This window comes from Natronolimnohabitans innermongolicus JCM 12255, assembly GCF_000337215.1.
In the GTDB taxonomy this organism is placed as follows: domain Archaea; phylum Halobacteriota; class Halobacteria; order Halobacteriales; family Natrialbaceae; genus Natronolimnohabitans; species Natronolimnohabitans innermongolicus.
This window is the reverse complement of the sequence record NZ_AOHZ01000107.1, coordinates 1-11,047: the sequence shown is the minus strand read 5'-3', so window position 1 is coordinate 11,047 and position 11,047 is coordinate 1. Positions and strand designations below refer to the sequence as shown.

Here is an 11,047-nt window from a genome sequence, read left to right as displayed (position 1 = left end):
GACTCGCGCCCGCATTTGGAACTCGAGTAGAACCGTCGTATAGCGGTTCAAACCCAGCGCTTATTACCGCGACTCGTCAATCCCTGCCAATGGATTCCGGTCCGTCGTCGGCGCCGTCCGCTGGCAACTCAGACCGCCGAGACGATCCGATCGGTTTCGGAGTGGACTCACTCCTTACAGCGGCCGACATCGCCGGTTTTCGCGTCCGGGCCGACGGGACCATCGACGCCGTCAACGACGCGTTCACCGCGCTGACCGGATACAGTCGCGCCGAACTGGTCGAACGCGATATTGCGACGTTGCTCGAGACCGACGCGCCGTCGATTACCGATCTCGTCGCCGACGCGGAGACGACGCCCGTTTCGACGTCGCTCTCGTTGCGAACGCGAGCAGAGACGGTCCTCTCCGTCGACGTCCACCTCGAGACGATCGCGACGGGGGACGCGGATGCGCAAGCGCAAGCGGAGGAAGCGCCACGGATCGTCGGCCTCGTCGATCGACAGCCGAGTGCGCCGGCAACCGCCGAAGCCTCCAGTCTCACGTACGGCCAGACGTTTCAGGCGCTGGCCGACGCGCTGCCGGACGGCATCATCGTCCTCGATTCGAACAGCGACATCCAGTATGCAAACCCCGCAATCGAACGGATCCTGGGCTACGCGCCGTCGGAACTGGTCGGCTCGAGCAAACTCAACATCATCCCGCCGCGGCTCCGTCAGACTCACCTCGACGCGATCCAGCAGTATCTCGAGACCGGAAACCGAAGTATCGACTGGACCTACGTCGAACTCCCCGGAAAACACAAAGACGGTCACGAGGTCCCGCTCGGCGTCTCGCTCAACGACTTTCACTACGACGACGACCGGTACTTCGTCGGCCTCTTTCGCGATATCACGCCGCGAAAGGAGGTCGAACAGTCGCTCACCGCGAGGGTATCCCAGCTCGAGTCGGTCGCCTATCTCGGTCGTTACGCGCTGGAAAACCCCGACTCCGACGATCTGTTCGAGACGGCGACCGATCTGATCACCGCGGCCCTCGAGGTCGAGTGCTGTCTCGTCGCCGAAAACGTCCAGTCTTCAGGACCGGAGCTGGGTCCGATTCCGGGGCCGGATTCGAGACGGGAACCGGAAGCGGGGCCTGAATCCCCAATCGACGACGCGTTCCGAATCCGGTCCGCCGTCGGCTGTGACGACCCCCTCCGCGCGTTCGAGACGAAGCGCCCGACCGATGAGGACCCCCACTCGCTGACCGGCGCGACCCTCGCCACCGACGATCCGGTCGTCGTCGAGGACGTCGAGCGCGATTCGCGGTTCCCGCCCGCCGACGGCCAAACGCTGTCCGACCACGGCGTTCACAGCGGGGCCGGCGTCACGATCGGTCCGCTCGACGATCCGTGGGGCGCCCTCACGGTTTACGACGGCGACGCTCGAGAGTTCAGCGACCACGACGTCGACTTCCTCGAGAGCGTCGCGACGGTCATCGCGACCGCGATCGAACGAAAGCAGTACGAGCGCCGCCTCGGCGAGACCGTCGAGGAACTCGAATCCTCGAACCAGCGTCTCGAGCAGTTCGCCTACGCGGCGAGTCACGATCTCCAGGAACCGCTGCGGATGGTCTCGTCGTATCTCTGCTTGCTCGAGAGTCGCTACGCCGACGACTTAGACGACGACGCCGAGGAGTTCATCACCTATGCCGTCGACGGCGCCAATCGAATGCGTGATATGATCGACGGCTTGCTCGAGTACTCCCGCGTCGAGACCCAGGGCGAACCGTTCGAGCCCGTCGACCTCGAGGCGGTCTTCGAGGACGTGCTCACGGATCTGCAGGTGATGATCGAGGGGGCCGACGCCGAGATCATGACGGCCGAGTTGCCGACGGTTCGCGGCGATCCGCGACAGCTTCGCCAACTGTTCCAGAACCTGCTGTCGAACGCGATCGAGTACTCGGGCGACGAGCCCCCGCGGATCCACGTCGACGCCGAGCGGCAGGGACTGCGGTGGAAGCTCTCGGTTCGCGACGAGGGGATCGGTATCGAGCCGGAGGAGGCCGACCGCATCTTCCGGGTGTTCCAGCGGCTCCACGCCCGCGACGAGTACGACGGGACGGGCATCGGGCTGGCGCTGTGCCGGCGCATCGTCGAGCGCCACGACGGCGAGATCTGGGTCGAGTCCGAACCCGAGGAGGGCTCGACGTTCTACATGACCCTTCCGCGAGCGCGCACGGGGCGGTAGCTTCGATCTCCGGGTCACCCATCGTAACGGCCATACGAGACGACGCCGTGGACTGAGACATGAACTTCGCGCCGGGGGCCTGGAAGTACGCCATCCCGCCGCTGATCGCCGCGCCGTTTGCGTTGCTGTTCAGCGCCACGATAAGCCTCATCGCCGTCGCGCTCGGTGCGGGGACGCTCGCCTTCTTCCGCGATCCCGACCGCACGCCGCCGCCGACCGGCGTGGTCTCGCCGGCCGACGGCAACGTCTCCGTCCTCCGCGAGGAGGGCGACCGCGTCCGACTGGGCGTCTTCATGAACGTCTGGCACGTCCACGTCGTCCGCGCGCCCGTCGAGGCGTCCGTGATCGACGTCGAGCACGTCTCGGGGGCTAACCGACCCGCGTTCTCGAAGGAGTCGGATCGAAACGAGCGGGTCCACGTCCGGTGTACGACCGAGTCGTCGAACCTTCCCGACGGCGAATCCGAAGGAGAGGGCGAGGTGGACTCGAGCGACACAGATAGCAACGAGCGCTCCCACTCGAGGCCCGACGAACCCGACGACGACCTCGAGGTGACGCTGATCGCCGGCGCGTTCGCGCGGCGGATCCACCCGTACGTCGAACCCGGGGACGCCCTCGAGCGCGGCGACCGACTGGGTCACATCGCCTTCGGCAGCCGGGTCGACCTCCTGTTTCCACCGGAAATCGACCTCGAGGACGTTACCGTGGGGAAGGGAGACTCGATGACCGCCGGCGAAACGGTGGTGCTCGAAGCGCCCGTCGGCGGCGAGATCGATCTCGGCTTCGGAACCGACGTTGATGGCGGTGGACTCGAGGACGAGGGCGGCGAGTCACGCGCCTGACGTTTCTGGGGGAATCGTTACGGTAGACCGTACATCCGCCCTGTGAATAGCGGCTGTACTCGAGTGCGTAACTGAGCGAGTCGATGCAAGTACCGCGTACCGGCCGTGCTCGTTGGTCCCGCATATTTACTCGGCGCACTACGTCTGGAAGAGTAATCTATCAGCCGTTGACGGCAGATCCACGCCGATGTCCTCGAGGTCGAAATCGCTCGGCTGGGGATCGACGTGTCGTTCATACTGCCGGACAACACTCGTTGCCGATCGGCCGCGCTACTGCGGTCGTCGCCGTCGGAGCCGACCGCAAATTCACGCCCGACTGCGCACTGACTGTTGTCCGACAGTATCAGGATCACCGGCTGCAGTCTTCGGGTTCGACGAGTCCGTCGTCGGCGCGTTTGTCCTCGAGTCGCGGCGCTTTCGCACGGCCGTTTTCGATGAACGCGGTTAATTCTAGAACGTATCTGTTCGGTTGGAAACTACTGTCATGTATGGCCACTCCCTCCGACAAGCGTCTCTTTGTGATGTGCCTGATTTCGGCGCTTACAGCTGTTATCGCCTGGCGTGTCTTCGGGGCTGACTACGGCGGGGGGGCTAATGCTGTTCATCGCGATCGCAGTCTTTGTCGTACTGATGTTCGTTGATGGCTACAGACAGACTGCGTAGCGCAACGGGTAATCGATCACCTGTCCTTCCCGTTCGCTACGGGACTCACGGCACGTGTGATTGTTCGCACTCCGAGTACGCTCCGTGATTATCGGTTGACACCCCTCGCCCACAGAACGCGTCCGAAGTTCTTTGCACCTGAATTGCGTACTCAAACCATGAGCAGAAAGCAAAAGGGAACGATTCTCGCAGTGCTTGGCATCGTTGGCAGCGTCGTTTCGGCGCTGCTGGGACTTGGTTTGCTCTAGAGTCGAACCGAACGATCGGAGTCTCGGCACCCTCTTTACTCACTCGCGGGGGTAATCCCGCGCCCTTCAGGGCGCGAAGGATGTCACTGGGAAACCAGGATGACCCCGATAATTGCGAACACTATCCCGGCAAATCTCGTTATCGTAACCTCGTCTCCGAGGATGACCATACCGATGAGCGCCGCGACGACGAAGTACATCGCCCCGAGAGTAGACACGACGGTCGTTGACCCTCCGGAGAAGCCGATGTACATCGAAATCAGACCGATTCCGGTGAACAATCCGGCCACGCCGGCGAGCAGCCCTCCTCTTGCAGTAACGGCAAGCGAGGCGTCCGAAACGAGGATGTATCCGAGCGCAAGGGGTCCCGCGACGAGGTAGGAGATCGCGGCGGCCGTCCTCGGATCGATCGACTCCGACGCAGCGTTGCCCAGGACTACCCACAGTCCCCAGGTTACCATCGTAATCGAACCGAAGAACACGGCCGAATCTATCTCGGGGACCCCCATTATCGAGAGTCACCGTACTGGTTGCACAGCGACGCCCAGAGACGCTCGAAGCGACTGGTCTCGAACGGTGGGGTGACTTCGGCGAGGAGGGAGAACGTTGCCTCAGTGTCGCTGTCCCGGTCATCGACACGGTGTCTCTGTGCCATACATATCGTATACCGACCGTGTCCGCATTGGTCTCCCTCTTAATCGAATAATCCATTTATACCGGGTCTCGAAGATTTCGTGGATTCCGATCGCTTTTGCAGGTCGCTCGGTGGATGCAGTGAGGGCGACGAGGGCAAGCAAAGCGGATGATTATTTCAGGAGTGAGAGTGATGCTGCTGCGGGCATCACTAGATATACATACTCATACGGTGCCTACTCGATAAAACAGTGACCGATATTACGGCCGTCGTCCGAGTCGAGCACCCTGATATCGTGCTCACAAAGACAGTCGCTCACGACCGGAGTTCGAACGTCGAGTCGGTGTTAGAGGCGGGAACTGACCCGACATCGGGAAAATTCTTCTACCGCGTTCAGTCTCCCGATTTCACCCAGTTCGAAGACGGATTGCGGAACGATCACACCATCGGCGAGTTCGAACGCGTTATCGAAACCAGAGACGAGAAGGCGATCTATCGCTTCGAGTATACGGACGAAGCGAAGATCGTCTCACCGATTATTTCGGCCGCGAACGGCGTCATACTCGACATGGAGAACGACGGAACCGGTTGGATTCTAACGGTATGGATGCCCGACCGGACGAATCTGGCCCCGGTATGGGACTATGCAGAACAGAACGACATCGCTATCGAGTTACTGCGCGTAAACGACTACGCTAGTTTAGGGGATACGGACGCGGGGTTGACCGAGAGCCAACGAGAGGCACTCCTCGTCGCACTCGAGACAGGGTATTTCGACGACCCACGGAACGCAACGCTCAGCGAGGTCGCCGCTACGCTGGATATCTCCGAACCCGCAGCCAGTGGTCTCCTCCGGCGCGGGACGAAACGGCTCATCGTTTCGTCCCTGATGGATGACAGTGAACAGCCAGATTGATCACCGGCTATTCGGTGCCGGTAACTCACATCCCAGTAGGGAGGAGTGTTATTCCTCACTCGGAGAGTCGACGGCGATCGTGTAGAGCCAATAGGCGAGAAGACTCGCGAGTATACCACCCGAGATACCAGCCAACCAGTTTCCGTTAGAAATAAACTCGTATACCCACCCCATAGCAACTCTCGAGGCTACGAGGAAGACTATGCAAAGTGCGAGGATACGAAAAGAAAAATCGGGTACCGTTCCCGAGTTCAGGTTATCTGTATCCATGTTCTAGTGTTATATATGTATCACAATAGGTTTTCCTGCCCAGTTCGCACACCCCTCTGTCTGGATCGGTTGAGTGCATTTCGGGGTGCTCGAAGCACGCGTCTCCAGAGCGGTCGCGTTCCGGTGGGAGATCGTCAGGAGAGAGAACTGGGCCGCCGGAAGCTTGACCGCGCTATCGGCGGGCGAGCAGTTTCAGGGGGTGGGCTCGTCTACGAGCTTTCAGTGGCGTCTCTCTCCGGTCATGTAGTGACACAGTTTCCGGGAATCGTTACAGTAGCTGCGCATTTTCCCCCTGAGTACTGGCCGTGCTCGATGGATTGCAGTCCGTAGTCGGCGAGTTCGGCGACGTTCTGGGACACCTTCGGCGGGTGCCGATCGACGAGGCGGGCGAGTTCGCGACTGCTCTCTGGGAGGTCTGTCGCATGACGTTGAGAACGAGCGGACGGTCTCGAACTGCGCCAGACGACCGGTTCGATACCGACGTGTTCGTGTTTGAATCGCGGCGCTTTCGCACGGTTTTCTTCGACGGACTCGACGATCGAGACTGGCGAGCGTCCGGCAATCGCGGCTCACGATACCGCTGGCGGTAACCAAAAGCCGAAGTAGCGTCGACACTGATGTCAACACATGGGTGCGGCAAACGAGCAGATCCGGATCAGTGACCGTGTGAAACGCGAACTCGAGCGGCGAAAGCGAGAGAACGAGAGTTACAACGACGTCCTCGAGCGGGTCTTGGAAGATTCCGAGGCCGGTTTCGACGACGGGTTCGGTATCCTCTCGGACGAGCAGGCTGATCGCCTTCGTGAGGGCCGCGAGAACGCGACTGAAAAACGACGCGAACGGATGCGACGGCTCGGCGATCCATGAAGGTTCTCGACGCGAATTTCCTTATCGACTATCTCAACGGTGAGCCCGCCACGAAGGAGTTTTACGAGGCAAACGGTGGGGACGACGAACGATGGAGCACTCCCGCACCGGCCTACGCCGAGACGATCGTCGGGATCGGCAACCTCCCAGCGGGTGATGTCGATCGGGCGATCGACGCCCTCGCCTGGATCGACGTCTACGAAGTCGATCGAGAGCTCTCGATCGAGGCCGCGCGAATTGCGGACGAAATCGGCCCACAGGGTCCGTTTCTCGACGGCGTCGACGCGCTCGTCGCAGCGCTCGGTCGAACCCGCGATGCAACGGTCGTCTCGAGCGATAGCGATCTCACCCACCCGGAAACGACGGCGGTCGTCGACGTGACGGACTACTGACTCAGTTCTCGGTCGCTGGCGTCAGTCAGTAGTCGATCTCCGGTTCTCGCGTCGGAACGCCGTGGCCCTCCTCGCTGAAGGCGTCGACGGCCGCGTGACGTGCTCCCTGACGGCGTTCGGCTCACTCACGGCGCCACCGGGCAGAACCATTTCGCGGAGGGTGTCACGTTTCCTCAGTGTGCTGATGGTCCGATCGGCAACGTCCACCGACTATGCAACGCAGCGACGAGAACGATGAACTCTCGAATCGAGTCAGACGACCGGTTCGATAACGACGTGTTCGTGTTTGAGTCGCGGCGCTTTCGCACGGCCGCGTTCGACGTACTCGACGACGTCGAGACCGGCGAGCGTCTGGAGGTCGCGGCTCACGGCACCTTTGTCGTACCCCAGTTCGTCGGCGAGCGCGCGAACCGAGTGCGGGTCGTGGTCCGTCAGGTAGTCGAGGATCTCGAGGCGTCGGTCGTGGAAGACGTCTTCCGCCCGCTCGCGGGACAGGACGAGCGTATCCGGGAAGCCGTGCTGTGTCAGCGCCTCTTCGAATGCAGTTCGGTACTCGAGGCGTGACGGTACGTCGGCCTCCTCGAGGTCGAAATCGTTCGGATCGGGGATCGACGTGTTGTTGGTTTCGAATTCGGACATCGGTGTGCTCTCTCGGTCGCCATTGGATCGCTGGCGTAACTTTTCCACAGGGGAGATATAGCTGTAGTTTTATCGGCCCTGTGGATATATATTTAGGTTGATGGGTGTCCCAGGGAGCGGCGATTCCTCTTTGAGGGTACTGAGTTCCATGCGGCTGGTAAGTTCCGGCGACGCAACACGAGTAACAGCGCTACTCCGTTGTGAACTGCAGTTGCGGACTCTGCTTTACAGTCAGCCCACAGTCTGATTTCCGCCCGTTTCGAACCCAGGCGTCTGCTGCGAGGTCGCTGACCTGTAATCCGGGCACTGCAGTACTCTCTCGAGTTTCAAAAGCGATCGTAGCTGTCGGAATACCCACGTTCTCTAAGAGCAGCTCCACCGTTCTAGACGGTCTCCCGGTGAATGGACTATCAAAATCGATAGAATACGTAGGGTATTTACTGCAGTCCTGATAATGAAGAAATATCTTCCACAGAAGACGACTTCTGATGGGCTCCCCACAGGGAACTCGTAATCATACTTCTAGAGGAACAACTAACTTAGTGAGAGGCCGTCAGGTATTAGAGACCGGTCACGATCTGCTCGAGAAGGCCGTCCCGAGCTACCTGTTTGCACCTGCGGCTGGCGTGGCTGCTCGAGGGACCACCGAATTCCTCGACTGCCGCAGGAGTGAGATTTCCGTGTTCGCGGGCGATCTCGAGGTTCGATGTCCTCGCTCTATCGGCTGAGTTGTGGTGCGACCGCTTCGGCCGACCGTGAGTCACCCCGCTCGAGGGTGAGACAGATTGGCGGCGTGACTATTCGGTGTGGCTACGGCCGAGGTCACAAATCAACCGTCCCGCCTCCGCACTGTCCCCAAGGGGACAGCACAAAAAAATTACAGCCCTCCCCCTGTCTCCGTACATGAGTTCCAGTTGAAGCACATGAAACGGGGGTCTTTCACTCACCTCCATCGTCTATCTCATGTCTTATTATTCAAGCACGACTCAAGGTTTCCATAAGATGGATTTCCTAATTCAGGCAGCAAATGAAACGACCCAGAATGGTGGATCGATATTAGGTTGGTTCTCATGGGTTCCAGACTGGCTTAGAATTGCAGCTACGATTTTAACAGGTGGACTTGCCACATATATTGTTAAACAACGAGTTGAGCGAATCAAGCTAAAGCGGGCCTTGAAGTCGGAAATTAGGGGAATGAATGGAATCGAGACCTGCAAGGACACGATGAACTCTCGAGGTAAACCTTCAGCCTCAACAGAAGACTATCTAAAGCCAAAAGAAATGCCCCCTACAGAATCAATTCCAACACTAGTATTCGAATCGAATGTCAATAATATCGGGCTACTCAAATCGGATGATATACAAAAGGTAGTTCAATTCTATACAAAAGCTCTGAATTATAAAGGTATAATTTCTTCAGTGAGAGCAGATGATGATATCCCAGAAGTTGATCAAAATGAGCTATGGGACGAGATAGAGGATTTAGCTAATGAACGGAAGTCACTCTTTGGCAAAGATTGGTTAGAAGACGATTCGGTCAACGATTATTCAGTTGACGATGATGCGACCGATGGAGATTCAGTCAACGACGATCCAACTGAGGCCGATCCACTCGAGGATAGTAGAGACTAAGTTCCTCTGGTGATATTACATATACAGAAACCGGACTTCACGATCTATGCCCGAATTTGATTTCCTAGATGCTAGCGGGCAAACTTTCTCCAATGAGCGGAATTTATTCGAATATATTGATCGGAATGATGTCCTTGATGATGTTGGAAGGAATGTCAACATAATTGGATCTGTTAATAATTTCAATACAAGAAGAGAGTTCTTCTCGGAGATCGAATCAAACTTTGAGCGGATTTGGGAAGAAAATGAGGAGAATCTGGAGTTACTTTCAGCTAATAGCAATGGTAGAGCTATCCCTTATTATGTTTACTATGATGATGATTTTCCTATATTCATCACCACTGCCAACATATCCGAAGAAATGCCCGATACGATTGAGAGATTCATAGTTTCTCAGGCAAATATCGGTCGTTTCTGGATATCAATGCAAGAAATGGATTCCATGAGAGCTCGTATTGTTCGAGACGATCCAGATGTGATTATACCGTTCTTTACGGGACATCGATCTAAGTATTCTGACGTCCCTGCGGAGAAGAGAGAAGATGTTACTCGAACGATGACCTATTGGGCTGTTGATGGAAGGAAAACATACAAGGAGATGAGGAAGAAGTATGGTATCCTCCCTACAAACATACGGTTTGAAAGGCCCGATCAGTACAAATTTGGTCTGAAACAGGAGGGAATAATCACACATCAGAAAGGCTCTATAACAAGGGCTTGGGATCTATTCCAATCGCAAAAGGAGCGTCAGCTTATTCTGAAGCGCGCAATAAATTCCGGTGGTGCGCATTCTGTTGAAAGTGGAGTTAATCCAGATCAGAAGATCTCGTCATCGAAACCGTGGGAGATTGACCTGAATAGTCCGATCTCAAAAGCTCCACTGGAAGGATTTGAATCCCGACTTTCTGAAGACCGATGGAAATTTGGACTATCTGAGTTTTCAAGCCCAACAGATACTAGATTTAGTGCAGAAGTGATCGATGAAGATAAGTTTGGAAGAACTGAGATCGAAGGCAATTGGGAGAGTATCCGAGTATATCCGATAGACGGAAACGATATTGATCCCCAATTCCGGGTATTCAATTTCGTTCAAGACCACTTCGACTCTGATTGCGAACCCATGGAGGTTTAATGATGAAGGGTCCCGAAACCGTTGATTCTTCTAATTCGTTCGCTGATCTTTTAGAAGATGACAAGGAGCGGTTTCGAGACCAATACGAAGAAGAATATAATGACATCAGTCATGACTCAGCATTAGAACTCGTTAGGTCAGAGTTCACGAACGAGATAAAACCTGCATTCAAAGTTTTCAAAGCAGTGAAGGATGCGTTTCATCCTGATAATGAGGATGGCTATCGGACTGAGTATGAAGTCCGGTTTACTGATCCATTGTGTGAAGTTTCTCAAAACCCTGCAGACATACTACTCGCCGAGACTAATCGGAGAGAAGCAAATCTTTGCTTCGTAGTATGTGAACCAAGTGGTGAAAATAGCGATCTCTGGCCTACAAGGATCAATAAAGTTGTAGATGTTGTTGGTGGTCATGAGGCGGAACTCTTGGAACAGATTGGCCATAGTGATAAGGAAGTGAATCACGTTCAGTATCTCACTGTAACCCTAAAGGAGGACGCTCTTCTGTAGGAGATTGTTGATACTGGTCAGCTGTCGCTGTGAAATCGAAGAGAGCAAGGACACCGCGTCAGCGGTGTCCGTTAG

At 56.8% G+C, this 11,047-nt stretch carries 11 protein-coding genes; 8 read left to right on the top strand and 3 right to left on the bottom strand.

Annotated elements, in window-relative coordinates; all coding sequences use genetic code 11:
- Window positions 1–89 precede the first annotated feature (89 nt).
- Window positions 90–2,228 carry a PAS domain S-box protein gene (locus C493_RS20990; RefSeq protein ID WP_007261508.1) on the top strand — a complete coding sequence of 713 codons (2,139 nt, stop codon included), beginning with the start codon at window positions 90–92 and terminating at the stop codon, window positions 2,226–2,228.
- 59 nt (window positions 2,229–2,287) lie between these two features.
- Complete coding sequence (locus C493_RS20985) at window positions 2,288–3,070, top strand: protein sorting system archaetidylserine decarboxylase (protein ID WP_007261507.1); 783 nt, start codon at window positions 2,288–2,290, stop codon at window positions 3,068–3,070.
- Window positions 3,071–4,064: 994 nt separating this feature from the next.
- On the opposite strand, the gene C493_RS20980 is transcribed toward C493_RS20985, so the two are convergent.
- Window positions 4,065–4,490, bottom strand: a complete 426-nt coding sequence (locus C493_RS20980; protein ID WP_007261506.1) for an EamA family transporter — start codon at window positions 4,488–4,490, stop codon at window positions 4,065–4,067.
- Window positions 4,491–4,865: 375 nt separating this feature from the next.
- Here C493_RS20980 and C493_RS20975 point away from each other — a divergent pair, with 375 nt between their 5' ends.
- A complete protein-coding gene (locus C493_RS20975) occupies window positions 4,866–5,531 on the top strand; it encodes a helix-turn-helix domain-containing protein (protein WP_007261505.1) in 666 nt (221 codons plus the stop codon).
- Window positions 5,532–6,040: 509 nt separating this feature from the next.
- Here C493_RS20975 and C493_RS24325 read toward each other — a convergent pair.
- Window positions 6,041–6,277, bottom strand: coding sequence for an HVO_A0114 family putative DNA-binding protein (locus C493_RS24325; protein WP_449289435.1), 237 nt, complete (start codon window positions 6,275–6,277; stop codon window positions 6,041–6,043).
- A 151-nt stretch (window positions 6,278–6,428) separates the two neighbouring features.
- Between C493_RS24325 and C493_RS20965 the strand changes: the two genes are divergently transcribed.
- Both C493_RS20965 and C493_RS20960 read left to right on the top strand, forming a co-directional pair.
- A complete protein-coding gene (locus tag C493_RS20965; protein WP_007261503.1) occupies window positions 6,429–6,668 on the top strand; it encodes an antitoxin VapB family protein in 240 nt (79 codons plus the stop codon).
- Window positions 6,665–7,060 (top strand): PIN domain-containing protein, encoded by a 396-nt coding sequence (locus C493_RS20960; RefSeq protein WP_007261502.1) that lies wholly within the window; start codon window positions 6,665–6,667, stop codon window positions 7,058–7,060. The genes C493_RS20965 and C493_RS20960 overlap by 4 nt, the downstream gene beginning before the upstream one ends.
- Before the next feature lie 252 nt (window positions 7,061–7,312).
- Here C493_RS20960 and C493_RS20955 read toward each other — a convergent pair whose 3' ends face one another.
- Entirely contained in the window at window positions 7,313–7,699 is a 387-nt protein-coding gene (locus C493_RS20955) for an HVO_A0114 family putative DNA-binding protein (protein ID WP_007261501.1), read from the bottom strand.
- Window positions 7,700–8,701: 1,002 nt separating this feature from the next.
- On the opposite strand from C493_RS20955, the gene C493_RS22895 reads away from it, so the two are divergent.
- From C493_RS22895 to C493_RS22885, 3 genes are read left to right on the top strand one after another with little or no spacing between them, the layout of a single operon-like run.
- Window positions 8,702–9,331 carry a hypothetical protein gene (locus C493_RS22895; RefSeq protein ID WP_152421225.1) on the top strand — a complete coding sequence of 210 codons (630 nt, stop codon included), beginning with the start codon at window positions 8,702–8,704 and terminating at the stop codon, window positions 9,329–9,331.
- Window positions 9,332–9,377: 46 nt separating this feature from the next.
- Window positions 9,378–10,463, top strand: coding sequence for a hypothetical protein (locus C493_RS22890; RefSeq protein ID WP_152421224.1), 1,086 nt, complete (start codon window positions 9,378–9,380; stop codon window positions 10,461–10,463).
- 2 nt (window positions 10,464–10,465) lie between these two features.
- Window positions 10,466–10,972: a hypothetical protein gene (locus tag C493_RS22885; RefSeq protein ID WP_152421223.1), complete on the top strand. Its 507-nt coding sequence runs from the start codon at window positions 10,466–10,468 to the stop codon at window positions 10,970–10,972.
- The last annotated feature ends 75 nt before the right edge of the window (window positions 10,973–11,047 follow it).

What these genes read in the sequence shown, in the direction of transcription:
- C493_RS20990 (WP_007261508.1), top strand. Translation starts at nt 90, where the DNA reads ATGGATTCCGGTCCGTCGTCGGCGCCGTCCGCTGGCAACTCAGACCGC.
- C493_RS20985 (WP_007261507.1), top strand. Translation starts at nt 2,288, where the DNA reads ATGAACTTCGCGCCGGGGGCCTGGAAGTACGCCATCCCGCCGCTGATC.
- C493_RS22885 (WP_152421223.1), top strand. Translation starts at nt 10,466, where the DNA reads ATGAAGGGTCCCGAAACCGTTGATTCTTCTAATTCGTTCGCTGATCTT.
- C493_RS20955 (WP_007261501.1), bottom strand. Translation starts at nt 7,699, where the DNA reads ATGTCCGAATTCGAAACCAACAACACGTCGATCCCCGATCCGAACGAT.
- C493_RS20960 (WP_007261502.1), top strand. Translation starts at nt 6,665, where the DNA reads ATGAAGGTTCTCGACGCGAATTTCCTTATCGACTATCTCAACGGTGAG.
- C493_RS20965 (WP_007261503.1), top strand. Translation starts at nt 6,429, where the DNA reads ATGGGTGCGGCAAACGAGCAGATCCGGATCAGTGACCGTGTGAAACGC.
- C493_RS20980 (WP_007261506.1), bottom strand. Translation starts at nt 4,490, where the DNA reads ATGGGGGTCCCCGAGATAGATTCGGCCGTGTTCTTCGGTTCGATTACG.
- C493_RS22890 (WP_152421224.1), top strand. Translation starts at nt 9,378, where the DNA reads ATGCCCGAATTTGATTTCCTAGATGCTAGCGGGCAAACTTTCTCCAAT.
- C493_RS22895 (WP_152421225.1), top strand. Translation starts at nt 8,702, where the DNA reads ATGGATTTCCTAATTCAGGCAGCAAATGAAACGACCCAGAATGGTGGA.